The organism is Actinophytocola sp., from assembly GCF_049647105.1.
GTDB lineage: Bacteria > Actinomycetota > Actinomycetes > Mycobacteriales > Pseudonocardiaceae > Actinophytocola.
The window spans coordinates 1-25,302 of sequence record NZ_JBARWZ010000248.1 but is presented as its reverse complement, the minus strand read 5'-3'; the positions used below and the strand labels follow the sequence as shown (position 1 = coordinate 25,302).

Below are 25,302 nucleotides of genomic sequence, written 5' to 3'. Positions count from 1 at the left end.
GTCCTCGTAGGACCGGGCGGCCTTCTGTTTTCCGCTTCACACAAAGGAGCCGCGCACCCGTCGGGGTGCGCGGCTCCTTTGTGAACTGTCCTCAGTAGCGCCTCAGTGACGGCTGCCGCTGCGGCGGAACAGCTTGTTGCCGAGCCACACCACCGGGTCGTACTTGCGGTCGATCACGCGCTCCTTCATCGGGATCAGCGCGTTGTCGGTGATCTTGATGTGCTCGGGGCACACCTCGGTGCAGCACTTGGTGATGTTGCAGAACCCGAGGCCGTGCTCGTCCTGCGCCTCGCGGACGCGGTCCTCCTGGTCGAGCGGGTGCATGTCCAGCTCGGCGACCCGCATGAGGAAACGAGGACCGGCGAAGTTCTCCTTGTTCTCCTCGTGGTCACGGATGACGTGGCAGGTGTTCTGGCACAGGAAGCACTCGATGCACTTGCGGAACTCCTGCGAGCGCTCGACGTCCTGCTGCTTCATCCGGTACTCGCCGAGACCGAGGTTCTTCGGCGGCGCGAAGGACGGGATCTCCCGTGCCTTCTGGTAGTTGTACGACACGTCGGTGACGAGGTCGCGGATCACCGGGAACGTGCGCAGCGGCGTGACGGTGATCGTCTCCGACTCGGAGAACACCGACATCCGCGTCATGCACAGCAGGCGCGGCATGCCGTTGATCTCCGCGGAGCACGAGCCGCACTTGCCCGCCTTGCAGTTCCAGCGCACGGCGAGATCCGGGGCCTGCGTGGCCTGCAGGCGGTGGATGATGTCGAGAACGACCTCACCCTCGTTCACCTCGACGACGTAGTCCTGGACGTCACCGCCCTCGGCGTCGCCCCGCCACACCTTGAAGTTCGCTTTGTAACTCACTTCGAGCTCCTCTGCGGGTGGGCGGCGAGCTCACCGTCCGTGTAGTACTTCTCGAGCTCGGTCAGCTCGAACAGCTCGAGCAGGTCGTCACGCATCGGCTCCTGCTCCTTCGGCGTGACCTTCGCACCCTGGTCGTAGGCCTCGCAGACCAGCAGGGTGTTGCGCCACGTGGAGTCCATGCCGGGGAAGTCGTCGCGGGTGTGCCCGCCGCGGCTCTCCGTGCGCAGCAGGGCGGCCTTCGCGACGCACTCGCTGACGAGCAGCATGTTGCGCAGGTCGAGCGCGAGGTGCCAGCCGGGGTTGAACTCGCGGCGGCCCTCGACGGTCACGTTCCGCGCCCGCTCCTTCAGCTCCACGAGCTTGTCCAGTGCCTGCTGGACTTCCTCTTCCTTGCGGATGATGCCGACCAGGTCGTTCATCGACTGCTGCAGCTCGGAGTGGATCGTGTACGGGTTCTCCGACTGCCCGCTCCCCGTGGGGTCGAACGGGCTCGTCGCCCGCGCGGCCGCGGCGTCCACATCGGACTCGGAGATCTTCGGGCGCTGGTCGAGCGCGTCGAGGTACTCGACCGCGCCGAGCCCGGCCCGGCGGCCGAACACGATCAGGTCGGACAGCGAGTTGCCGCCGAGGCGGTTCGAACCGTGCATGCCGCCCGCGACCTCACCGGCCGCGAACAGGCCGGGCACGATCGACGACGCGGTGTCGGGGTCGACCTCGACACCACCCATGACGTAGTGGCAGGTCGGGCCGACCTCCATGGGCTGCGCGGTGATGTCCACATCGGCCAGTTCCTTGAACTGGTGGTACATCGACGGCAGGCGGCGGCGGATCTCCTCGGCAGGCAGCCTGCTCGCGATGTCCAGGAACACACCGCCGTGGGGTGAGCCGCGGCCTTCCTTGACCTCGGAGTTGATCGCGCGGGCGACCTCGTCGCGGGGCAGCAGGTCCGGGGTGCGCCGGTTGTTGTCCTGGTCGGCGTACCAGCCGTCGGCTTCCTGCTCGGTCTCCGCGTACTGGCCCTTGAACACGTCAGGGACGTACTCGAACATGAAGCGCTTGCCGTCGGAGTTCTTCAGGACGCCGCCGTCACCACGCACGCCCTCGGTGACCAGGATGCCCTTCACCGACGGCGGCCAGACCATGCCGGTCGGGTGGAACTGGACGAACTCCATGTTGATCAGGGTGGCGCCCGCCCGCAGTGCCAGCGCGTGCCCGTCGCCGGTGTACTCCCAGGAGTTCGACGTGACCTTGAAGGACTTGCCGATGCCACCGGTCGCCAGCACGATCGCGGGCGCGGAGAAGAGGACGAACTTGCCGGAGTCGCGCCAGTAGGCGAACGCGCCCGCCACCCGGTCGCCGTCCTTGATCAGCTCGGTGACGGTGCACTCGGAGAAGACCTTGAGCTTGGCCTCGTAGTCGCCGAACTCGGCGAAGTCCTCCTGCTGCAGCGAGACGATCTTCTGCTGCATCGTGCGGATCATCTCGAGACCGGTGCGGTCACCGACGTGCGCGAGGCGCGGGTAGGTGTGGCCGCCGAAGTTCCGCTGGCTGATCTTGCCGTCCTTGGTGCGGTCGAACAGCGCACCGTAGGTCTCCAGCTCCCAGACCCGCTCCGGGGCCTCCTTGGCGTGCAGCTCTGCCATCCGCCAGTTGTTGAGGAACTTCCCGCCACGCATGGTGTCGCGGAAGTGGACCTGCCAGTTGTCCTTCTCGTTGACGTTGCCCATCGAGGCGGCGCAACCGCCCTCTGCCATCACGGTGTGGGCCTTGCCGAAGAGCGACTTCGAGATGATCGCGGTCTTCTTGCCCTGCTGCCGGGCCTCGATGGCGGCGCGGAGACCGGCGCCACCGGCTCCGATGACGATGACGTCGTAGTCGAATCGCTCGACCTGAACCTGAACCATGAGTCCTTCTCAGTCTCAGTTGAAGATCCGCAGGTCGGTGATCCAATCAGCGGATACCGCCATGATGTAGGCATCCGTGATGATCACCGTGAAGAGCGAGATCATGGCGAACTGGCCGTGCCTTGGGTTGATCTTCGACACGAACTTCCAGTACCGGTACCGGATCGGGTGGTTGGAGAAGTGCTTCAGCTTCCCGCCGACGATGTGCCTGCACGCGTGACACGACAGCGTGTAGGCGACCAGCGCGACGACGTTGATCAGGATGATCACCGTGCCGAGGCCCATGCCGATGCCACCGTTCTTGCCGTGGAAGGCAAGTACCGCGTCGTAGACGTTGATCAGGGCGAAGATCAGCGCGGCGTAGAAGAAGTACCGGTGCCCGTTGGTCATGATGTACGGGAACTTGCGCTCACCGGAGTACTTCTTGGCCGGCTCCGGCACCGCGCACGCCGCTGGGGAGAACATCAGGGACCGGTAGGCGGCCTTGCGGTAGTAGTAGCAGGTCGCCCGGAAGCCCAGCAGCACCAGGAACGTGATGATCCCGATCGGGATCCACGCCGCGTAGGACGGGATGAACGTGCCGAAGTGGCTGGAGCCCGGCGTGCACGCCTCGTTGACGCAAGGCGAGTACATGGGCGTCAGGTAGTGCTCCTCCGGCGCCCAGTAGTAGTCGTTCATGAAGTAGCGGACCAGCGCATAGGCTGTGAAGAACAGCAGGATCCCGCCAGTGCTCAGCGGGTAGGCCCACCAACGGTCGGTCCGATACGTGCGCTCGGTAATTTGCGCCCGGTCGGGGGCACCGACGCCAGCCTTCATTGTTTGTCCTCGACTCCGGAACGATTTGTTTGTCAGAGACTAACCGTGATCTGCGCCAGTGGCGGCGTTCCGCGGGTCACACCCCAGGTGCGCGATGGGTCGGCATCGTCGGCACCTTCCTGCGGTCCGCTCACCTCCGGCCTGCCGCCGCGGGAGACGACGCCGAGCCGCCAACTGTGCCGTCGGTGGCAAGAGGAGAAGTACCACACGCTGGGAAAGCGCCGGTCGGCGGCCTGTACACAAGGTGTCCCAGGGCACGCCTTCATGGGGCGCACGACCGGGACACGCACAGACCGTACTCCGCCGCCACGACCGCCGCCGACCGCCCGTCCCGGAGCGTCGAATTCGGCTTCACAACCCCGAATTCGACGCACTTCGCGGTTTAGAAGAACGCAGTGCATACAGAATGCAATGCTTAGTTAGGCAGCCCTAAACACATGGCCTGAATCACGCGATCGATCAAGTAGAGGGCCCGGGAAGCCGGAAAAACCGGCCACGTGCTGGCCGGGAAGCAAGGTTGCGATTCGGTGAATCTTCCACCGGGAGCGTGCGCACCGTCCCGTCAGGAGCGGCGCTCAGCGGCCCGCAACATCCCTGCCGAGTGCACGACCGGATCTTCAGCCGCCCCGAAGGTTGAGGATGTCCCGCGCCGAAATTCGGTGTCTGAGCCGGGCGGATCCAGGCTCAGCGTGCCGAAGGGCGTCTTTCAGGGCATCCCACCCTGCGGAGGCGCCAACACGACTTTGCCGACCCGCCTCCCCCGACCGTCCCTACCGAGACCGTCACAAAGCGTCGTCGAGCAGTGAGGTTCGTAGCTCGTCCTTCACTACCCGGTATGCCAAGCCCTCCGCGTACCCCTTGCGTGCCAGCATCCCCACCAGTTTGCGGATCTTTGCCGGCTCGTCGGCGTTCGACAGGACGCGTAGCCGCTTTCTGACCAGCTGGCGTGCTCGTTCCTCCTCCGCTTCCGAGTCCACCGTGGCCAGAGCCTCTTCGGCGGCCTCGTCGGCGACGCCCTTCCTGCGTAGCTCCATCGCCAGGGCGCGTTGGCTCAGCCCCTGGAAGTTGTGGCGGGACCGGACCCACACCTCGGCGAACGCGGCGTCATCGATCAGCCCGACCTCGTCCATGCGGTCGAGCACCTGCGACGCCACGTCCTCCTCGATGCCCTTGCGGGCAAGGGCCTGCGCCAGCTCCACCCTCGTCCGGGGCCGCACGGTCAGCAGGCTCAGGCAGATGTCCTTCGCCTGCTGCACCGGGTCTTCCGGCGGCTCCGGGGTGGTGCGCTGGTCCCCGCCGGAGGACGAGTCGTTCGGCCTCCGGCTTCCTCGACGACCAGCCACCGGCCTAGAAGTCCACCGGGGCGGGCGCGGGCTCGGTGTCGTCGGCGTCGAGCTTCGCGCCGATGCCGAGCTTGTCCTTCATCCGCTTCTCGATCTCGTTCGCCACGTCCGGGTTATCGCGCAGGAACTTCCGCGCGTTCTCCTTGCCCTGGCCGAGCTGGTCGCCCTCGTAGGTGTACCAGGCGCCGGACTTGCGCAGGATGCCCTGCTCGACACCCATGTCGATGAGCGAGCCCTCGCGGGAGACGCCCTTGCCGTACAGGATGTCGAACTCGGCCTGCTTGAACGGCGGCGCGACCTTGTTCTTCACGACCTTGACGCGGGTCCGGTTGCCGACCGGCTCGCCGCCGTCCTTGAGCGTCTCGATGCGGCGCACGTCCAGGCGCACCGACGCGTAGAACTTGAGCGCCTTGCCACCCGTCGTGGTCTCCGGCGAGCCGAACATGACGCCGATCTTCTCGCGCAGCTGGTTGATGAAGATCGCGGTCGTGCCGGAGTTGCTGAGCGCGCCGGCGAGCTTGCGCAGCGCCTGGCTCATCAGCCGGGCCTGCAGGCCAACGTGGCTGTCGCCCATCTCGCCCTCGATCTCGGCGCGGGGCACGAGCGCGGCCACGGAGTCGATGACCAGGATGTCGAGCGCGCCGGAGCGGATCAGCATGTCCGCGATCTCCAGCGCCTGCTCGCCGGTGTCGGGCTGGGACACCAGCAACGCGTCGGTGTCCACGCCGAGGTTCTTGGCGTAGTCCGGGTCGAGCGCGTGCTCCGCGTCGATGAACGCCGCGATGCCGCCTGCCTTCTGCGCATTGGCCACGGCGTGCAGGGCCAGCGAGGTCTTACCGGACGACTCCGGGCCGAAGATCTCCACGACCCGGCCGCGCGGCAGGCCGCCGATGCCCAGCGCCACGTCCAGGGCGATGGAGCCCGTCGGGATGACCTCGATCGGGGCACGGACCTCGTCGCCGAGGCGCATGACCGAGCCCTTGCCGAAGTTCTTGTCGATCTGGGCGAGGGCCAGGTCCAACGCCTTCGCGCGATCGGGGGCTGCTGCTGCCATCTGAGATCCACCTTGGTTGTTTTTAGACCGCTTTGCACTCACGCCGGCGACGCTAACGGCAAGCACCGACAATTTCGGGCTGAGGGGGCCGGCCTGTGGACAACTCACCCCGCTGTGGACAACAGGCTAGCCGAACGCTTGTTCGACCCGACGGCGACACGCCGCAAGGCTAACGTCGCTCGAATGGCACCTCGAACGCCTCGCACACGGCCCGCCAGATCTCCTTCGGCTCGAGCCCTGCCTCCAGGGCCTGGTCCACCGTGCGCCCGCCCAGCGAGCTGAACACGTGGTCGCGGGCGAGCATGTCGGCCCGCACGTCGCCGAACTCCTGGGCCATGTGCTTGCGGAACACCGTGATACGCATCGGTGGCAGCCTACGAGCCCGCCAGGGTCTGCGAGAATCCGGTCATGGACCTCGAACCGACCGGCCTCGAGTCGATACTCATCGACATCGCCATCATCGGCGGACTGGTGGTGACGATCGTGCTCGGTGTGATGGCACTGCGGAACCGGCGGCGCTGACCGCCACCGTCGGCTCAGGTTCCCGGTTGGACGTGCTCGGCGAAGTAGTCGCCGAGGGTGTCCGGGGTGAAGTCGTCCGAGGCACGCAGTTCTGTCCTGGACAGCCAGCCGACCAGCGGGCGGTCCTCGACGGTGAACACGAGCACGCCGGTGCCGCCGGTCACGCCCGCCCGCCAGCGCCCGTCGAGGCCGTTGCCCTTCCACTCGGCCTCGACGTGGTCGCCGTCGGTCATGTCGCCCAGCTCGGTGTCGGCGAGCTTCTGCGCGTCCCGCACCGACGCGACGTGGGCGTAGCTGACCTGGTAGCTGTCGGACAGCGAGCACGTCACGTCCGCGTTGGCGTCCCGCTCGGCGGCCTTGCAGTCGCCGCTGTCGGCCACCCCGCCCGCGAGCTGCCGCAGGCAGTCGGTGAAGCCCTCGCCGTCGGTCTCGCCCTTCTGTCCACAGCTGTCGGCGGTAGGCAGGTCGCTGTCCGGCCGCAGGAGGAACACGGCGCCGACGGCGACGATCGCGAGCACCACGACAGCGGCCACCCCGAGCAGGACCTTGCGCTTGCCGGAGCGCGCGGGAGCCGGCGACTGTGCCGGGAACCCCGTGCTCGGCTGCCCCAGCACGGGGTTGCCGACCGCGGGGGACTGTGGTGTGGCGACCGGTGTCGGCACGCTGGGCGGTCCGGCCATCGGGGCCGGGCCGAGCGGCGCGGGCTGCGGAGCCTGCTGGGGCATCGGCTGCGACATCGGCGGGGGCCCGAGCGGCTGGCGGAAACCGCCGGTCGGCGGTGCCTGCGGGCCGATGTTGCCGGTGCGGAGGCTGACGCCCTCCGGCGTGATGTGGTGCGCGCCGAGCGCGACGGCCGTCTCCGGCTGGTCGAGGCTGGACGGGACCACCCGCAGCTGCTCCGCGATCAGGGTCGCGATCAGCGGGATGCGGCTGGAGCCACCGACGAGGTAGATGCCGACGAGCCGCTCCGGGGTCATGCCCGTCGAGCGGATGGTCGAGGCGAGCAGCTCGACGCTGCGCAGCAGGCTCGGCCGGATCAGCGCCTCCAGCTCGACCCGTGTGACCAGCACGTCCTCGAACGGCTCCGGCAGCGGCACCTCGGTCTGCGGGTGCCGGGACAGGGCCTCCTTGGCCGCCTTGACGTCCTCGCGGAGCGCACGCTGTGCGCGCCGGTCGCCGGTGGACTCCGGCCGCAGGATGCTCTGCCAGCGCGCCGGGTCGCGGATCGACACCTGGCGGCCGACGTGCTCGAGTAAAGCCTGGTCCACGTCGAGACCACCGAGGTCGGGCAGGCCTGCCTCGGCGAGGACCGCGTACCCGTTCTGCGTCGCCGCGACGATCGCGACGTCGAAGGTGCCCGCGCCGAGGTCGTACACGGCGAGCGCCTGCCCCGGCCCGAGCTGCTGGCCGGGGAACGACGCGAAGTGCGCGGCCGCCGCGACGGGCTCCGGCACGAGGACGAGGTTGGTGCCCATCCCGGCGAGACGGGCGGCGGCGAGCAGGACGTTGCGGCGCACCGGCCCCCACTGCGCGGGGTGCGTGAGGCGGACCTCGTCGGGCTTCGCGCCACCGAGCTGCCGGGACGTCTCGTCCGCGACTCGCCGCAGCACGGCCCCGAGCGCCTCGGTGACCGGCACGACCACGTCGCCGAGCAGCAGCGTGCCCTCGTCGATCCGGCGCTTCGGGTTCGGCTCGAACCGGGCAGGGTCCAGCCGGGCACGGCGCTCGGCGTCCCGCCCGACCACGAGGTGCCCGTCATCGGCCGCGAAGAGCGCGGACGGCATCGTGGCGGACCCGTCCACCTCGATCACCCTCGGCGGTCTCCCGTGTGCGGACAGCACCGCGACCGTGTTCGACGTACCGAGGTCAACCGACAGGACGGCCACGACTCTCCCCTCGTGCTGGCTGGTCAGCGGAATGCTGCCATGTCCGCCAGTCCGATGTGGCCGGACCCGCGATTCTCACTCACCGGGGAACGCGTTGGACGCGACCCGCGTCGTGATCCTACGAGCCGCCGCCGTCACCGCCTGGCTTGACGTGCTGGTCGAAGTAGTCGATCAGCTCGCTGATGTCGCCGGAGCCGCCGATATCGATGTTCATGAGCGCGCCAGCGACCGGGGAGTCGTGGACCGAGAACAGGACCATGCCGCTGCCCGCGCCGATGTCGATCGCGGCGTAGGTGCCCGACAGGTCACCACCCTCCCAGTCGCCCTTCTCCGGGTCTCCGCCCGCGCCGACGCCGTCCAGCTGCGTGATCACGGTGTCGATGTACTGCTTGGCGGTGTCCACCCCGGACAGCTCGCTGCCGTCGGCCGTGTCGCTCGCGCCGAAGTGCATGTACATGACGGTGTGCGTGTCGTCGAGGACGCAGGTGGCGGCGGTCGCGCCAGGGGTCTCGATCGGCTGGGCGCCCGCCGCGGCGGCGGCGCCGGACTCGCAGTCGTTGTGGTCGGCGACCGCGCCGGCCACCTTGCGCATGCACTCGCTCATGCCGGTGCTGTCGGCCTCGCGGGTCGAGCAGTCTGCGCCCGCGACGGTGCCCTCGCCGGAGCCGGAGCTGCCGGACGTCGCGATGATGATGCTGACGACCGCGATCACCACGACCGCGACCACGGCCGTCGCGATGTACCACGGCTTGTTCGACGAGCCGACGCTCTGCCTGCGCGGCTGCTGCACCGGGTAGTGCGTCGGCCCGGGCCCTGCCGCCATCGCGGGCACCGGTGTCGGCGTGCTCGGCGGGCCCTGCACACGCTGCGGTCCGCTGTTGGGGAACGGGTTCTGCGCGGGTGTCCCCTGGGTCGGCGGCGGTGGTGGCGGCTGCGGAGGGCCAGGGTTGAACCCGCCCGTGCGCGGCGCCACGACCTGCCTGGTGCGCTGGACGTCCTCGATCGTGCTGCTGATGTCGCCGGTCCGCAGCGTGATGCCTTCCTGCGGCACGTGGTGCGCACCGAGGGCGACGGCCGTCTCCGGCTGGTCGAGGCTCGTTGGCACGACCCGCAGCTGCTCGGCGATCAGCGTCGCGATCAGCGGGATGCGGCTGGAGCCACCGACGAGGTAGATGCCGACGAGCCGGTCCGGGCTCATGCCGGTGGACCGGATGGTGCCGGCGAGCAGCTCGACACTGCGCAGCATGCCGGGGCGGATCAGCGCCTCCAGCTCGACCCGCGTGACCAGCACGTCCTCGAACGGCTCCGGCAGCGGCACCTCCGTCTGCGGGTGCCGGGACAGCGACTCCTTGGCCGCCTTCACGTCCTCGCGGAGCGCACGCTGTGCCCGCCGGTCACCGGTGGACATCGGGCGCAGCAGGCTCTGCCAGCGGCCGGGGTCACGGACCGACACCTGGCGGCCGACGTGCTCGAGTAACGCCTGGTCCACGTCGAGACCACCGAGGTCGGGCAGGCCGGCCTCGGCCAGCACCACGAACCCGTTCTGGGTGGCGCCGACGATGGCCACGTCGAACGTGCCGGCACCGAGGTCGTACACGGCGAGCGCCTGACCGGGCGCGAGTGTCTGCCCCGGGAAGGACGCGAAGTGGGCCGCCGCGGCAACCGGCTCGGGCACCAGGACCAGGTTCGAGCCCATGCCCGCCTGACGCGCGGCCGACAGCAGCACGTTGCGCCGTACCGGACCCCACTGTGCCGGGTGGGTGAGACGGACCTCGTCGGGCTTCTTGCCGCCGAGCTGGCGGGACGTCTCCTCGATCACGCGGCGCAGCACGCCCGCGAGGGCGTCGGTGACCGGCACGACCTGGTCCCCGAGCAGCAGCGTGCCCTCGTCGACGCGGCGCTTCGGGTTCGGTTCGAAACGGGCGGGGTCGAGGCGGGCGCGGCGTTCGGCGTCCCGCCCGACGACGAGGTTCCCGTCCTCGGCCGCGAACACCGCCGACGGCATCATGGACGCCCCGTCCACGTCGACCACCCTCGGCGGCCTGCCGTGGGCGGACAGCACGGCAACCGTGTTGGACGTGCCGAGATCCACCGACAGGACGTTCACGACTCTCCCCTCGTCGCATCTGCGCAGTGCAGATGCTGCCAGAACGGCCCGACACTATGGGACAGGTCCCACATATCCACCTCGTGACCTGCGCCTCGAGAAATTGTCGGTGGTCGGGTTCATCATGGTTGCCGTGAGTTCCGAGGCGCTCGACCTGTTCTCGCCGGCGACCAGACAGTGGTTCACCGGCGCCTTCGCCGCGCCAACGGACGCCCAGACGGGCGCGTGGCTGGCCGCGGCGAACGGTGAGCACGCGCTGGTGGTGGCGCCGACCGGATCCGGCAAGACACTGGCGGCGTTCCTGTGGGCGCTCGACCGGCTGGCCACCGAGCCCAAGCCGGCGGAGCGCACCGAGCGCTGCCGCGTCCTCTACGTGTCGCCGCTGAAGGCGCTGGCCGTCGACGTGCAGCGCAACCTGCGCGCGCCGCTCGCCGGCATCAGCCAGGCCACCCGCAGGCTCGGCGAGCAGGACCCCGGCATCACGGTCGGCATGCGCACCGGTGACACCCCGGCCGACGAGCGCAGGTCGTTCCAGCGCACCCCGCCGGACATCCTGGTCACCACGCCGGAGTCGTTGTTCCTGCTGCTCACCTCTGCGGCCCGCGAGTCGCTGCGCGGGGTGGAGACGGTGATCGTCGACGAGGTGCACGCGGTCGCGGGCACCAAGCGCGGCGCGCACCTCGCCGTGTCGCTCGAGCGGCTCGACGCGCTGCTCCCCCGGCCCGCGCAGCGGATCGGGCTGTCGGCGACGGTCCGGCCGATCGACGAGGTCGGCGCGTTCCTCGCGGGCGGGCGGCCGGTCACCGTGGTGGCGCCGAAGATCGGCAAGACCATCGAGATGACGGTGGTGGTGCCGGTCGAGGACATGACGGAGCTGGACGGCCCGCCGCCACTGGAGGGCCCGGTCACCCCCGATCCGGACCTCGACCTGCCGGGCGGCATCGGCACGCTGGAGGAGATGGCGGGCGAGGCTGGCGGCATCAGGCGGCCCTCGATCTGGCCCGCGGTCGAGGAGCGGGTGCTCGATCTGGTCCGGCAGCACCGGTCGACGATCGTGTTCACGAACTCGCGGCGGCTGGCCGAGCGGCTGACCTCCCGGCTCAACGAGCTGGCGGCGGAGCGGCCGGTCTATCCGGCGGACGTGGGCCGCTTCCCCGCCGAGGCCATCGCGGAGTCCGGCTGGGCGGCCGGGGTCGAGACACCGACCGTGGCCCGCGCGCACCACGGGTCGATGTCGCGCGAACAGCGGACCTCGGTGGAGGAGGCGCTGAAGTCGGGGCAGCTGCCGTGCGTGGTGGCGACCTCGTCGCTGGAGCTGGGCATCGACATGGGCGCGGTCGACCTCGTCATCCAGATCGAGGCGCCGCCCTCGGTCGCGTCCGGCATGCAGCGCATCGGCCGCGCCGGGCACCAGGTGGGTGCGGTGTCGCGCGGGGTGATGTTCCCGAAGTTCCGCGGCGACCTGGTGTCCTGCGCGGTGGTGGCGGAGCGGATGGGCGAGGGCGCGATCGAGTCCATGCGCTACCCGCGCAACCCCCTCGACGTGCTGGCGCAGCACGTCGTGGCGATGGTGGCGCTCGAACCGTGGACGGTGGGTGACCTCGCGGCGCTGGTGCGGCGGGCGGCGCCCTTCGCGGCGCTGCCCGAGTCGGCACTGCACTCGGTGCTGGACATGCTGGCAGGCCGCTACCCGTCGGAGGAGTTCGGCGAGCTGCGGCCGAGGGTCACGTGGGACCGGGTGAACGGGGAGCTGCGCGGAAGGCCGGGAGCGCAGCGGCTCGCGGTCACCTCGGGCGGCACGATCCCCGACCGCGGCCTGTTCACCGTGATGACCCCGGCGGCCGACGCCGGGTCCGGTTCCCGCATCGGGGAGCTGGACGAGGAGATGGTGTACGAGTCGCGGGTCGGCGACACGTTCCTGCTCGGCACCTCGGCGTGGCGGATCCAGGACATCACGGCCGACCGGGTGATCGCGGTGCCCGCGCCAGGTGAGCCCGCCAGGATGCCGTTCTGGAAGGGCGACACCCAGGGCAGGCCTCTCGAACTCGGCCGCGCCCTGGGGAAGTTCCTGCGTGAGGTGTCCGGCATGGCCGAACCACAGGCGCGGGAACGGGCCACGGCGGCCGGGCTCGACGCGTTCGCGGCAGGCAACCTGATCGCGTACCTGGACGAGCAGAAGGAGGCCACGCGGTACGTCCCTGACGACCGCACGATGCTCATCGAGCGGTACCGCGACGAGCTGGGCGACTGGCGGATGGTCGTGCACTCGCCGTTCGGCGCGCAGGTCAACGCGCCGTGGGCGCTCGCGATCGGCGCGCGGATGCGGGAGCGGCGCGGCATCGAGGTCCGGATGGCGCACTCCGACGACGGCATCGTGATCCAGCTGCCGGACACCATGGACGACGAGGGCTCTGACGTGGTGGTGTCCGCGGACGACGTGCTGCTCGACCCGGACGAGATCGAGCAGATCGTGGTCACCGAGGTCGGCGGGTCCGCGTTGTTCGCTTCGCGGTTCAGGGAGTGCGCGGCCAGGTCGCTGCTGCTCCCCCGGCGTGACCCGCGCAAGCGGACTCCCCTGTGGCGGCAGCGGCAGCGGGCTTCCCAGCTGCTGTCGGTGGCGGCGAAGTACGAGCAGTTCCCGGTGGTCCTCGAAGCCATGCGGGAGTGCCTGCAGGACGTGTACGACCTCGCGGGGCTGCGGTCGCTGATGGCGGAGGTCCGGTCGCGGAAGGTGCGGGTCGTCGAGGTGGAGACGCGGTCGCCATCGCCGTTCGCGCGCAGCATGCTGTTCGGCTACGCGGGCATGTTCCTCTACGACTCCGACGCACCGCTGGCCGAGCGGCGGGCCGCGGCGCTGTCGCTGGACTCCTCGCTGCTCGCGGAGCTGCTGGGGTCGGAGGCGATCCGGGAGCTGCTCGACCCCGAGGTGCTCGCCGAGGTTGAGCAGTCGCTGCAGCGGCTCGACCCGTCGCGGCACGCCCGGCACGCGGAGGACACCGCGGACCTGTTGCGGTTCCTGGGAGATCTGTCCACGGCGGAGGCGGCGCTGCGCGGGGTCGAGCCGGGCTGGCTCGACGAGCTGGAGCGGCAGCGGCGGGTCATCAGGGTGCGGATCGCGAGCGAGGAACGGTTCGTGATCATCGAGGACGCCGGCCGTCTGCGGGACGCGCTGGGGGTCGCGCTGCCCGTCGGGGTGCCGGAGGCGTTCACCGAACCGGTCGACGACCCGCTCGGCGACCTGCTGTCCCGGTACGCGCGGACCCACGGCCCGTTCCCGGCCACGGACGTGGCGGCACGGTTCGGGCTTGGTGTCGCGGTGGTGACCGGGGTGCTGGACCGCATGGTCGGCATCGGGCGCCTGGTGCGCGGCGAGCTGCGGCCAGGTGGCACGCACGTGGAGTACTGCGACGCGGACGTGCTGCGCCGGGTGCGGCGGGCGTCGCTCGCGAAGCTGCGTGCCGAGGTCGAACCGGTCGAACCGGCGGCGCTGGGCCGGTTCCTGCCGGTGTGGCACGGGGTCGGCAAACGTTTGCGGTCGGCTCCGACCGCGGACGACGTGCTGTCAGTGGTGGAGCAGCTGGCCGGTGCGCCGCTGCCGGCGAGCGGGTTCGAGTCGCTGATCCTGCCGTCGCGGTTACCCGGCTACACCCCGGCGCTGCTGGACGAGCTGACCACGGCGGGCGAGGTGACGTGGTGCGGCACCGGCGCGCTGGCCGGTGGTGACGGCTGGATCGCCGTGGCACCAACGGATGTCGCGGACCTGCTGCTGCCCGAGGTCGAGGAGGCGGTGCCGGAGACGCCGCTGCACGGTGCGGTGCTGTCCGCGATGGACGGTGGCGCGCTGTTCTTCCGGCAGCTGGCCGAACGCGCGGGCGCGGTACTGCTCGACGGTGGTGCCGAGGCGCCGTCGGACCAGGATGTCGTTGCGGCGCTGTGGGATCTGGTGTGGTCGGGGCTCGTCACCAACGACACGATCGCGCCGCTGCGTGCGCTGGTGTCGGGCCGGGGCGCTGCACACAAGCCACGCAGTGCCACCCCGCGCGGCCGGTACGCGCGGCTGCGTGGTGCCCGCCCGTCGATGCCGAGCAGGACGGGCCCGCCGACGGTCGCGGGCCGGTGGTCGCTGGTCGTTCCCCGTGAGGAGGACCCGACCCGCCGGGCACACGCCCGCGCGGAAGCGTTCCTGGAGCGACACGGTGTGCTGACGCGTGGCGCTCTCGACACCGAACGGGTGACCGGCGGCTTTTCCGGCGTGTACAAGGTGTTGCGCGCGATGGAGGAGTCGGGCCAGATCGTGCGTGGCTACGTCGTGGAGGGCCTCGGGGCGTCCCAGTTCGCGGCCCGGGGTGCGGTGGACCGGTTACGCGCACTGTCCAAGTCGGACACCGCGCTGACGGCGGACATCCAGGCGACCGTCCTCGCGGCGGCGGACCCGGCCCAGCCCTACGGCGCGGCACTGGCATGGCCCGTCCCGGTCGGCACCGGAAAGCACCGTCCGGGACGGAAGGCGGGCGCGCTCGCCGTGCTGGCCGACGGGGTGCCCGCGTTGTATGTGGAGCGTGGCGGTCGCTCGCTGCTGTCCTTCACCGAGGACGACGCGGCGCTGCGTGCGGCGGCGGAAGCCTTGTCCCGCGCGGTCAGGGAAGGCTGGCTGGGCCAGCTGGCGGTGCAGCGTGCGGACGGCGAGGTGGCACTGACGTCGAACCTGGCGGACGTGTTGCGGGACGCGGGTTTCCGCGCGACACCGAAGGGTCTGCGCCTGCGCGCGTGACTCCTGCGCGGACCGTCACGCCCCCTGGGACCTCATGGGGCACGTGGACGGCGGGGCCTGGGGGCTTCGCCGCCTACTTGCCTTTCTCCAACGCGGCCAGCCGTAGCTCCAGCTGGTCGACGCGGTGCCGGAGCAGCATCACCTGTGCCTCCAGGCTCACCTCGCGCTCGGCCCGCCGCTGTATCCGCGGCGACTGCGCGGCCCTGGCGACCACCGCGTCGAGCTGCACCAGCCGCTGTGGCCCGTTGGGCCCGTCGACCAGCCGTGACTCGATCTCGCCGTTGCGGTACCAGGCCCGCAGAGCGGAGCGCGACACGCCCGTTTCCTGCTCCGCCGCCGCCAGCGTGATCCACGGCGCGTCCTCGAGCTGCGCGAACAGGTCCAGCTCGTCCCGCCAGCGAGACAGCCGTTCATCCCAGTCGGTCATACGGTGACACTATCAATGGGTACCCTATCAATGACACTGTATTGACAGGGTTACAAGTAGGGCTGACCATCTGATACATGTTCGAGCGTTTCACTGCCGAGGCCCGCTCCGTCGTGGTCCGCGCACAAGAAGAGGCCCGCAGCCTGCAGCACAACTACATCGGCACCGAGCACATCCTGCTGGGGCTGTTCAGCATGCCGACGAGCCTCGCGGCCAAGGCGCTCCGCACCCTGGGTGTCACGGCGGCGGCGGTCCGCACCGGCATCGAGGAGACCGTCGGCAGGGGCGAGGCGAAGGCACCGGCCGGGCACATCCCGTTCACGAAACGCGCCAAGAAGGTGCTGGAGCTGTCGCTGCGGGAAGCGTTGCAGCTCAAGCACAACTACATCGGCACGGAACACATCCTGCTGGCGCTGGAACGCGAGGGTGACGGCGTGGCCGCGCAGTTGCTGGCCGGCCAGGTACGCGACATGGGCGCCATCCGCGCGACGGTCAGCGAACTGCTCCGCGAAGGCGCCCGCGAACACTCCGGCGGCGAGACCCCGCCCCGCACGGACGCGGCGGAGGAGGTCGTCACCGCGGCACAAGCCCTGGCAGGCGACGCCCCGATGGGCAGCCACCACCTGCTGGAGGCCCTGATCCGCGCGGAGGGCAGCATGGCCGCGAAGGTGCTGGGAGACCTGGGCATCGACGCGGCCACCATCGCAACGAAGGTCGACGAGTTCGACGCGGAGGACACCACCGACGCGACCCCGGAAGAACTCGCCGCGAGGAAGATGGAACTACGCGTCGAGAACGACGAGGTACACCTGATCTTCCGCGACGGCGGCACCGTTGACCTGGCGCGAGCCGTCACGAGCCTGGTGGAAGGGCCGCTGACCGCGACGGGCCCGGTGACCGGCAAGTTCGTTCCACTGTGGACCAAAACGAACCAGCTGCTGGCATCGCTGCTGCAGACGCTGAAGGACGATCCCCTGCCGGAAAGCACAACCCGCGACAAGGCGGCGCTACTGGTCCGCCGGGTACTACACGACCGCCTGCGCCGCCGCGAAGGCTGACCAACCCCTCACCGAGGCGACAACACGCAGAACTCGTTCCCCTCCGCGTCGGCCATCACCTGCCACGACACCGACCCCTGCCCCACGTCGACCTTGCGCGCCCCCAGTTCCACCAGGCGCGTCACCTCGGCCCACTGGTCCTCCCCGGCCAGCGGGGCCACATCCAGGTGCACGCGGTTCTTCACCCGGTGCGGCTCGCCGGTCCGGATGAACTCCAGCCATGGCCCGCGACCCCCTGGAGACCGCAGTGACGCGGTGCCGGGCGTCGTGCCGACCACCGGCCAGCCCGATGCGGCGGACCAGAACTCCGCCAGCCGCAACGGTTCCACCGCGTCGACCACCACCGCGGCGATGGCGCCCGCCGCCGCGTACTCGGGGCGTTGTTCCAGCACGCAGAACTCGTTGCCCTCCGGGTCCGCCAGCACGATCCACGGGACGTTGCGCTGGCCGATGTCCGTGTGGACGGCGCCAAGCGACTCGGCGTGGGCGACGATCGACGCCTGGTGGTCCGGGGACTCACTCGCCAGGTCCAGGTGCACACGGTTCTTGCCCACCTTGGGATCGGCCACCGGGACGAAGACCAGGTCGAACTCCCAGCCTTCGTCCGATGGCGCCACGACATCCACCTCACCGGCATCCGAGGGCGACGCTCGCCAGCCCAGCAGGTTCGCCCAGAACTCCGCCAGGGCCACCGGGTCGGCCGCGTCTACCACCACGTTGCACAGTCGCGTGGACATACGGAGAAAACTAGCGGATGACACCGACAATTCAGCGTGTCGCGACCCTGAGCAGGGATCTCAGTTGCGTCACCAGCGCCGGGTCGCCCGACTCCCGCACGTGCGCGCCAGGGCGCCTGCCCCACAACCACAGGTACATGCCCGCCGCGTCGCTCGAGATCGTGGCGTCGACCGGCTCGTCCTCGTCCGCCTCCCACGCCTCCGTGCCGGCGGCACTGACCCGCGCGATCCAGCGGCGGCCGCCCGCGTTGATGGCGACCTTGCCCGACACGACCTCCGCGATGCCCAGGATGCCAAGACGGTGGGTGAACCACAGCGACATGAGCTCGTCGATGCCGTCCAGCGCCACTTCCGGTGCGATGTCGCCGACGAGGAACTGGGCGCCGGTCAGCTGCACGTCGACGCGGTGGATGGTCGTTTCGTGCGCCAGCCTGCGGCACCAGAAGCCGAAGTTCCGGTGCTCCGGCCACCATGTGGGGGCGTCGTCGAGTGAGTCGTGCCGGTCCAGTTCGTCGACGACCTCCAGCAGTCCGGCACGCAGGTAGTCCACCACCGTCTGGTCATGGGCCGGCTCCCGCTGCCAGCGGGTCGGCCGCTCGCCGTCGCGCACCCAGGACACCACCATCCGGTAGACGGAGCCGACGTGCCGCACCACCTCGCCGAGCCGCATGCCCGGCAGGTGCACCACCTCCAGGTCAGGGTCCGTTCCCGTGGCCGACGTGGCGAGCCGCTCCCCCTCGGTGTCCAGCACGTCGAGCAGACGGGCGTAGTCGACCAGTGGTGTGACGATCACCGGCCCGCGCCGCGGATCGACCGCGACACCAGCTCGAGGAACTGCCCGGACTGGCGCACGAGGTCGTCGGCGGACCGGGTGCTGACCGCACGCGTGATGCCCGCCTGCACCGACGCCCTCGTCGCCGAGCAGGACGCGAAGAACGCCGCCCACTCCCGCAGCTCCGGCGCGACCGACGACAGCAGCGTCCACACGCTCATCGGGCGCGAGCGGGCGCGGTGCGGGCGCCCGCGCATCGCGAGCAGCGCGGCGGCGGCACGCAGCGCGGCGAGGTAGGCCTCCGCGAACCGCCGCGCCGCGTCCTCCTCCAGTTCCGCGGCGGACAACCCGGTCTCGGCCTGGGCGAGCAGGCCGAGCGCGGACTCGGGCGCCGAAGAGTGGTGGTGGGGAAAGTCGAGAGTCGCAGTCACCGGATCTCCTCGCGGATCGGAAAATCATCACTGGCTGTGACGATGTGCCGTGGGGAAGCCGGCGGGGTTCGGTGGCAAGACGCTTCCCCCGTCCTGCCACCGAACCATCGTTCGAACTGATGTTCGAACAGTTCGAGCTTAGCTCCGGCTGCCGGGAGACTCAACCTCGACCGGGAATTTCGGCGGCGGAAACCATCACATCCGTGGTCAGATAGGCATATGACCTCTCTCGACCACCCCTCGATCAGCAAGCTGGCCGCCGCATTGCGCGAAGCCGGGATGTCCTCGGCCGCCGACGGCATCCGCATCCTCGACGACGAGGTGCGCACCGCGGCGGCGGCCGCGGCGGCGCTCGGCGTGGAGGTGGGGGCGATCGCCAACAGCCTCGTCTTCCGCGCTACCTACGGTGACGAGGTGCGACCGCTGCTCGCGCTGACCTCCGGCGCCCACCGCGCGGACACCGCGACGCTCGCCGCGCTGACCGGCGCGGACGAGGTGGGCAGGGCCGACCCGGCGTTCGTGCGCGAACACACCGGTCAGGCGATCGGCGGGGTGGCGCCGGTGGGGCACCCTCGCCGGGTTCACACGGTTGTGGACGAAGACCTGGCACGCTATGCGGTGGTGTGGGCGGCCGCAGGCCACCCGAAGTCGGTGTTCCCGACGACCTACGCCGAGCTGATCGTCCTGACGGGGGGCACGGCGGCGGCCGTCGCGGGCGGGGAGGAGAATCGACTGTCGTGACCGCGGTCCCGCCACGCGTTGAACGGTTCGTCACTCTCTCGGCCGACGAGCTGCGCGCCTGCCTACCAGAAGCGTTGTCGCTGTACGTCACGGCTATGCGATACCCGGCGGGCACCGCCGAGCAGCGCGCGCCCATGTGGCTCGCGCACATGCTCCGCGCGGAGTGGCGCTGCGTCGGCGCCTTCACCAACGACGACCGCATGGTGGGCGTCGCCTACGGCTACCGGGGCGCGGCGGGCCAGTGGTGGCACGAGCAGGTGCGCCGCGGCATCATCGAGCAGTCCGGCGCCGAGCTGGCCGACCGCTGGCTGGACGACTACTTCGAGCTGACCGAGGTGCATGTCGCGCCCGCGAGCCAGGGCCAGGGCATCGGCGAGGAGCTGCTGCGCGGGTTGCTGGCCGGCGTGCGCGCGTCGAAGGTGCTCCTGTCGACCCCGGAGGGCCCGACACGCGCGTGGCGGCTGTACTACCGGCTGGGCTTCACCGACGTGCTGCGCCACTACCGGTTCACGGGCGACCCACGGCCGTTCGGCGTACTGGGCCGCGTGCTGCCGGTCCCGCCCCGGAGCTGACCGCACCGGATGGCGGGCGCTGGTCCAGCTGTTTCAGGTGGCCGGGATGGAACGCCATCCCGGCCACCGCTCAGCTGACCAGATCGGTCGGTTGTGCCGCCGCGACCGGTTGCTCCACGGGCTTGACCGCGTGCGCGGGCAGCAGTTCCACGACCCGCGCGGGCGCCCGCCCAGGCACCACGGGTGCCGGTCGCCGCACCGTCCGCCGCAGCAGCTTGTGCAGCCACCGCCAGCGTTCGCGCGCGGCGTCGGCATCCAGCTCGGCGAGCGAGATGGTGTGGCCGTACCGTGCCTTGGCCGCCAGGTAACGGCGGGCCTCGACGCTCTGCCCTCGGACCAGGAACGGCTGCTGCTCGACCTGGAAGTCCGCCATGGACAGTGCCGCGACCTTCGCGGGGTTGTTGGTGAGCAGCCGAACCCGGCGCAGGTGCAGGCTGCGGAGGATCGCCACCGCATCCTCATAGGACCGAGAGTCTTCCGGCAGACCGAGCACCCGATAGCTCGAGAACGTGTCCAGACCCTCACGCTGGGTCAACTGATACCCGAGAGCCTTCGCGAGCAGTCCGGCGCCTCTTCCCTCCTGGTCGAGGTAGATGAGGACACCGGAGCCCGCCTTGCGCATCATGGCCATCGACTGTCGCAATTGGTCTCGGCAGTCACAGTCGACCGACTCGAAGATTTCGCCGTACACACACCGCGAGTGGATCCGGACGAGGCACCCGTTACCGGGATCGCCGAACACCGCGGCGCACGGCTGGTTGCCGTGCAGATCGGAACCGCGGCCGAGCACCACGACGCGAAAGTCCCCGTCAGCGTGCCTCAGCTCGTGTTCCGTCAGGTTTACATCGCCCACTCGGGCTACCCCACACTCTGGTCCGACTCCATGATTCGTCCGACGTCGCCGGGTTTGGGCATGGCGTCTGTGATGATGTCTATGGAAAGGTTCGTGGCCATTGCCGCGCTCGCCCACTGGAGAGTCTCGCGGGTGAGACCACGGCGCCCGATCCTGAGCAAATGGTGCACCAGGGCCGCCGAGAAGGCTTCACGAGCCCCTGGGGAATCGGTGAGCGGTACCGATGGAGCGTCGATGTCCGCTTCCAACTCACGAGACCTGATCCGGCAGCGGAAGTTCTCCACGACACAGACGGTCGCCACGCCCATGGTGCGCAGCTGACGCGCGATCTCGTCGATGCTCTTGTCGTCGCTGAAGGGGGGCAACAACTTGCTCAACGCCCACTCGGAACCCACCACGTAGTCCACTTCGGCCAGCTGCCGGTAGATCTGCTGTGGACGGTCCAGTGGCGGTGACGCCTGCAGCAGTACCAGCGGCTTCCTCGGCAGATTCCGTGCGGTGTCCAACGTCCACTTCACGACGTCGACCGGCGCTTCCAGGGTCACGAGCACCGCGTCGGCCTCGGCCAGCGCGCGGCTCATCTCCTGGCTTCGCATGTCTCTTGTGGAGAGTGCGACCCGGAGCTCGTTCTTCCAGCCGATCGTGGCGGCGTCTCCGTTGGGCAGCACAATAACCTGTGCCACGGGGGTCGCTTCGCCCGGTGCTTCAACGATCAAGTCGGTAGCCAGGTTCTGCTCACGCATGTACTCGACGAGCCTGGTGGCGGCCGCGTCGTCACCCACCGCGGCGGCGAACCGGACGTCGAAACCCATACGCCTGCCCGCCACGGCGAGGTTGAGTCCCTTGCCACCCGGGTTCATGTGGAACGACGTGGCCTGTACCGACGTGCCGGCCGACGGCAGCGACTCGACGACCGTGATGTGGTCCATCACGGCGCCGCCGACCACCACGACCCCGTTGCCCGGCTCCTCGGCCGACTCGCGGCGGGCCATGCCCGCGGCACGCACGCAGCGCTCGGCCAGCACGCCGAGGGTCTTCTCCTCCACCGAACCACGCAGGCTGCGCACGGTCGGCGTCTGCGGCGGGTGCTCGACACCCATCAGCTCGTGCAGCGTCCGCCAGCCCTCGGACAGCGCGATCCGCCGCACGCCGAGGTCGGCGCGGTAGAGGCGGTTCGCGAGCGCGGGCTGGTCCGTCAGCTCGTCCGCGAGCATGCCGAGTGCGAGCACCACGTCGGCGATGAGCCGGTCCGTGGGCTCGAGCTCGGCGACGACCGCGGCCACCGCCTCGACGATGGCCTGCTCGACGGGTGCGCCGGACTCGCGGATCGCCCGCTGCACCGCCGGCAGGTCCGCGAGGACCCGCGTGTCCACCTCGGTGTCACGCAGACGCCTGGCGGTCAGACCGGCATGGGTTCTCAGCTTGAGGAAGACGCCGCGGACGCCGATGACTTCCGCGTCGGTTGCCATGGCCGACCTCCACTGGGGTGTCACTTGCCTCCACTATCTCTCGTCGCGCAAGCACCGGGAACGGAGATTCCCCGGATCTATGATGACCGGTCTAGTGAAATCGGTAGACCAGTCGTCATATTCTGTGGTTATGCGCCTGCACCTGCGCGACTTCTTCCTCCGAATGGAGTCTCTCGGCTGCGACGGCAGGGCTAGCACGCGACCGGATTGGCCCATTCGGTGGACAAGACGAGTGAATTTCGCTGTTTCCACATTTCTTGCACCAAAGACCAACCGATCGGCCGAACCTTGGCGCACGAATGAACGCCACCCACCTCAACTGCGGCACCATGCGTGAGCTCCCCGCCGATGGCCGGGAGCCCGCTTGCGCCGTATGCCACTGCCTCGTCGTCGAGGCAGACCACGGGCTGGCGCCCTCTTCGCCTTGACGGGGCACTAGATCCTCGCGAGACACTCCCGCATGGTGTCCATGCCCATCTGCCCCAGGTAGAGGGACTCCATGTGGAAGTGCTTGAGGTCGAAGTCGGCGCCCGCGCGGGCCTTCGCGTCGTCCCGGGCCGACAGCCACAGGCGTTCGCCCAGTTTGTAGGCGGGGGCCTGGCCCGCCCAGCCGAGGTAGCGGTCCACCTCGTCGACGACCAGGTCGCGTTCGGTGATGGTGCGGGTCAGCATGAACTCCAGGCCGAGGTCGGGGGTCCAGGTCTCGCCGTCGTGGAAGCCTGCGCCGGACGGGATGCCCAGCTCCAGGTGCATGCCGATGTCGACGATCACCCGCGCGGCGCGGAAGATGTTCTCCGAGAGCATCCCGAACAGGTTGCCGTCGTCGGACAGGTAGCCGAACTCACGCATCAGGCGCTCGGCGTACAGGGCCCAGCCCTCCGAGTACGCGGGGACCCAGGACAGCATCCGCTGGAACTTGTTCAGCCGCTCGGCGTGGTACATCGCCGTCGCGATCTGCATGTGGTGGCCGGGCACACCCTCGTGGTAGACGATGCTGACCTCGCGCCACGTGCTGAACGACTCCTTGTCCGGCGGCAGCGCCCACCACATGGCGCCGGGACGGCTGAAGTCGTCGGTGGGGTTGGTGTAGTACGCGCCCGCCGACCCGCCGGGCGGGGCGATCTTGCAGTCCAGCCGCATGATCTCGTCGGGGATGTCGAAGTGCACGCCGCGCAGGTCGGACAGGGCCTGGTCGGACAGCTTCTGCATCCACTCGCGGAACGCCTCGACGCCCTCCACCTGGTAGCGCGGGTCCGCGTCGAGCGCGACGGCCGCCTCCGCGAGGCTCGCGCCCGGCTTGATGCGGGCCGCGACCTCCTTCATCTCCGCCTCGAGGCGCCGGAACTCGGCCCAGCCCCACTCGTAGGCCTCATGGAGGTCCAGCGCGGCGCCGAGATAGCGGCGGGACAGGAGCTTGTAGGCGTCCTCGCCGACCGCGTCCTTCTCAGGCGCCTTGGGCAGCAGTTCGGTGCGCAGGAACGCGGCCAGGTCGCCGTAGGCCGTCGAGGCGGCCGCGGCGCCAGCGTCGAGGTCGGCGCGGACGCTGGCCGGCACGTCCTTCGCGCCCGCGACGAAGCCGGCGAAGAAGCCCTCGCTCCACTTCTGGCACTGGTCGGCGGTCTTGGTGACCTGGCGGACCGAGGAAACCTGCCCCTTCCCGGCCGCGTGCAGCAGGCTCGTGCGGTACCCGGCGATCGCCGCAGGCAGGCGGGAAAGGCGGGTCGCGATCGTGGACCAGTCGTCCGCGGTGGCGGCGGGCATCAGGTCGAACGTGGACCGCAGGGTCTGCGGCGGGCTCGCGATCACGTTCAGGTCCGAGTCGACGAGACCGGCGTCGTACAGCTCGACCTCGACGCCGAGCCGCTCGGTGAACACCGCTTTGGCGACGCGCTCCGCGTCGTCGGCCGGTTCGACGGCGCCGACCTCGGCGAGCCCGCGCCGCGCGAGGTCGGTGACCGCGGCGTTGCCGTCGGGCGACAGGTCCGGCCACTGGTCGTCGTGCCCCGGGATGCCGAGCTCGGTCGCGATGGTGGGCACAAGGCGGACATAGTCGTCCACATAGGCGTCGCTGATGCGGTGCACGGTCATGCCGCGCACGCTACCCATCCGGCCGCGGCACGCACACGGGATTTCGCGCCCGGCCGCGCTACTGGCAGGATGGCGCGGTGCGCAGGGTCTCCAGGTTCAGCCGGGCCACCGGGCTACTCGCGCTGTTCGGCATGCTGATGCTCTCACTGACCGGGTGCCTGCGCATCCACGCCGCGCTGGCCGTGTCGCCGGACGACCTCGTGTCGGGTGAGCTGATCGTCGCCGCGCTGCCGGTGAGCGAACAGGACAACGGGCCGCCGCTGACCATCCCGCCCGAGATGAACGACCGGGTGCAGTCGGAGAAGTACACGGTGGACGGCTACGTCGGGCAGAAGGTGACCTTCTCCGGGCTGCGGTTCACCGACGTGGCGACGCTCGTCGAGTCGATCTCCGAGTCCGACGAGTTCCGGCTGTCGATCCGCAGGGCGGGCGACCGGGTCACGCTCGCCGGGTCGGTCGACCTGACGCAGGTGCCGAAGGAACGCGCCGACATCCAGATCAAGATCGCCTTTCCCGGCTCGGTCACCAAGACCGACGGCGACGAGGACAACGGCACGATCAGCTGGTCCCCGAAACCCACCGCGGTCACCGAGTTCAACGCGATCGCGCAGTACTCCGACTCCGGCGACGACTCGCTGATGAAGTGGGTGCTGATCGTCGGCGGTAGCGCGCTGCTGGCGGCGGTGGTGGCCGCACTGCTCGCGCTGATCGCGCACCGGCGCAGCGTCAGCGCGGACCGAGCCCAGGCAAACTCCCTGTACTAGTGGCCCGGCTCAGAACGTTGGCCGTGTATCGGCGGGTCCACGGCGTGGCTGGGCGGGGCGACGGGACGGCGCTCGTACTGGGTGTACTCGGCCGTTCCGGCAACCCGTCCAGGCGCGTCGTGG

General features: G+C 69.9%; 20 protein-coding genes and 1 pseudogene. 6 read left to right on the top strand and 15 right to left on the bottom strand.

All coding sequences use genetic code 11. From position 1 onward, the window contains the following. Positions 1–102 precede the first annotated feature (102 nt). The 8 genes from WBA97_RS29080 to WBA97_RS29045 all read right to left on the bottom strand — a co-directional run bounded on the left by WBA97_RS29080 (position 103) and on the right by WBA97_RS29045 (position 10,496). Complete coding sequence (locus WBA97_RS29080) at positions 103–864, bottom strand: succinate dehydrogenase/fumarate reductase iron-sulfur subunit (protein ID WP_424234141.1); 762 nt, start codon at positions 862–864, stop codon at positions 103–105. Beyond that, positions 861–2,768, bottom strand: coding sequence for a fumarate reductase/succinate dehydrogenase flavoprotein subunit (locus WBA97_RS29075; RefSeq protein WP_424234140.1), 1,908 nt, complete (start codon positions 2,766–2,768; stop codon positions 861–863). The genes WBA97_RS29080 and WBA97_RS29075 overlap by 4 nt, the downstream gene beginning before the upstream one ends. A gap of 15 nt (positions 2,769–2,783) precedes the next feature. After that, the gene (locus tag WBA97_RS29070; protein WP_424234139.1) at positions 2,784–3,584 is read right to left on the bottom strand and encodes a hypothetical protein; all 801 of its coding nucleotides are present in this window, start codon (positions 3,582–3,584) and stop codon (positions 2,784–2,786) included. A 782-nt stretch (positions 3,585–4,366) separates the two neighbouring features. Continuing rightward, entirely contained in the window at positions 4,367–4,840 is a 474-nt protein-coding gene (locus WBA97_RS29065) for a regulatory protein RecX (RefSeq protein ID WP_424234143.1), read from the bottom strand. Positions 4,841–4,931: 91 nt separating this feature from the next. Continuing rightward, on the bottom strand, positions 4,932–5,981 hold the full coding sequence (gene recA, locus WBA97_RS29060; protein ID WP_424234138.1) for a recombinase RecA: 1,050 nt from the start codon (positions 5,979–5,981) through the stop codon (positions 4,932–4,934). A gap of 169 nt (positions 5,982–6,150) precedes the next feature. Further along, a complete protein-coding gene (locus WBA97_RS29055) occupies positions 6,151–6,345 on the bottom strand; it encodes a DUF3046 domain-containing protein (RefSeq protein WP_424234137.1) in 195 nt (64 codons plus the stop codon). A gap of 172 nt (positions 6,346–6,517) precedes the next feature. Further along, positions 6,518–8,389, bottom strand: coding sequence for an Hsp70 family protein (locus WBA97_RS29050; RefSeq protein WP_424234136.1), 1,872 nt, complete (start codon positions 8,387–8,389; stop codon positions 6,518–6,520). Between the two features lie 118 nt (positions 8,390–8,507). Beyond that, positions 8,508–10,496, bottom strand: a complete 1,989-nt coding sequence (locus tag WBA97_RS29045) for an Hsp70 family protein (protein ID WP_424234135.1) — start codon at positions 10,494–10,496, stop codon at positions 8,508–8,510. 124 nt (positions 10,497–10,620) lie between these two features. Here WBA97_RS29045 and WBA97_RS29040 point away from each other — a divergent pair, with 124 nt between their 5' ends. Beyond that, the gene (locus WBA97_RS29040; RefSeq protein ID WP_424234134.1) at positions 10,621–15,267 is read left to right on the top strand and encodes an ATP-dependent helicase; all 4,647 of its coding nucleotides are present in this window, start codon (positions 10,621–10,623) and stop codon (positions 15,265–15,267) included. Between the two features lie 73 nt (positions 15,268–15,340). Here WBA97_RS29040 and WBA97_RS29035 read toward each other — a convergent pair whose 3' ends face one another. Further along, the gene (locus WBA97_RS29035) at positions 15,341–15,694 is read right to left on the bottom strand and encodes an excisionase (RefSeq protein WP_424234133.1); all 354 of its coding nucleotides are present in this window, start codon (positions 15,692–15,694) and stop codon (positions 15,341–15,343) included. Between the two features lie 77 nt (positions 15,695–15,771). Between WBA97_RS29035 and WBA97_RS29030 the strand changes: the two are divergent. Next, positions 15,772–16,200 (top strand): annotated as a pseudogene (locus tag WBA97_RS29030) (Clp protease N-terminal domain-containing protein); the annotation flags it as partial. 102 nt (positions 16,201–16,302) lie between these two features. Next, positions 16,303–16,752 (top strand): Clp protease N-terminal domain-containing protein, encoded by a 450-nt coding sequence (locus WBA97_RS29025; RefSeq protein ID WP_424234142.1) that lies wholly within the window; start codon positions 16,303–16,305, stop codon positions 16,750–16,752. 8 nt (positions 16,753–16,760) lie between these two features. Here the strand turns inward: WBA97_RS29025 and WBA97_RS29020 are convergent, their stop codons facing one another. From WBA97_RS29020 to WBA97_RS29010, 3 genes are read right to left on the bottom strand one after another with little or no spacing between them, the layout of a single operon-like run. Next, positions 16,761–17,489, bottom strand: coding sequence for a VOC family protein (locus WBA97_RS29020; protein WP_424234132.1), 729 nt, complete (start codon positions 17,487–17,489; stop codon positions 16,761–16,763). A gap of 31 nt (positions 17,490–17,520) precedes the next feature. Beyond that, positions 17,521–18,282: a maleylpyruvate isomerase N-terminal domain-containing protein gene (locus WBA97_RS29015; RefSeq protein ID WP_424234131.1), complete on the bottom strand. Its 762-nt coding sequence runs from the start codon at positions 18,280–18,282 to the stop codon at positions 17,521–17,523. Further along, complete coding sequence (locus WBA97_RS29010) at positions 18,279–18,692, bottom strand: SAV_6107 family HEPN domain-containing protein (protein WP_424234130.1); 414 nt, start codon at positions 18,690–18,692, stop codon at positions 18,279–18,281. Before WBA97_RS29010 ends, WBA97_RS29015 begins: the two co-directional genes overlap by 4 nt. A gap of 219 nt (positions 18,693–18,911) precedes the next feature. Here WBA97_RS29010 and WBA97_RS29005 point away from each other — a divergent pair, with 219 nt between their 5' ends. Beyond that, positions 18,912–19,433, top strand: a complete 522-nt coding sequence (locus tag WBA97_RS29005; protein WP_424234129.1) for a YbaK/EbsC family protein — start codon at positions 18,912–18,914, stop codon at positions 19,431–19,433. Next, positions 19,430–20,005, top strand: a complete 576-nt coding sequence (locus tag WBA97_RS29000) for a GNAT family N-acetyltransferase (protein WP_424234128.1) — start codon at positions 19,430–19,432, stop codon at positions 20,003–20,005. Before WBA97_RS29005 ends, WBA97_RS29000 begins: the two co-directional genes overlap by 4 nt. A 70-nt stretch (positions 20,006–20,075) precedes the next feature. Here the strand turns inward: WBA97_RS29000 and ribA are convergent, their stop codons facing one another. From ribA to WBA97_RS28985, 3 genes are all read right to left on the bottom strand, one after another. Next, a complete protein-coding gene (gene ribA / locus WBA97_RS28995) occupies positions 20,076–20,858 on the bottom strand; it encodes a GTP cyclohydrolase II RibA (RefSeq protein WP_424234127.1) in 783 nt (260 codons plus the stop codon). Between the two features lie 5 nt (positions 20,859–20,863). Next, the gene (locus WBA97_RS28990) at positions 20,864–22,327 is read right to left on the bottom strand and encodes a PfkB family carbohydrate kinase (protein WP_424234126.1); all 1,464 of its coding nucleotides are present in this window, start codon (positions 22,325–22,327) and stop codon (positions 20,864–20,866) included. A gap of 435 nt (positions 22,328–22,762) precedes the next feature. Next, positions 22,763–24,415 carry a DUF885 domain-containing protein gene (locus WBA97_RS28985; RefSeq protein ID WP_424234125.1) on the bottom strand — a complete coding sequence of 551 codons (1,653 nt, stop codon included), beginning with the start codon at positions 24,413–24,415 and terminating at the stop codon, positions 22,763–22,765. A 77-nt stretch (positions 24,416–24,492) separates the two neighbouring features. Between WBA97_RS28985 and WBA97_RS28980 the strand changes: the two genes are divergently transcribed. Beyond that, positions 24,493–25,179 carry an LppM family (lipo)protein gene (locus WBA97_RS28980; RefSeq protein ID WP_424234124.1) on the top strand — a complete coding sequence of 229 codons (687 nt, stop codon included), beginning with the start codon at positions 24,493–24,495 and terminating at the stop codon, positions 25,177–25,179. Positions 25,180–25,302: the final 123 nt, after the last annotated feature.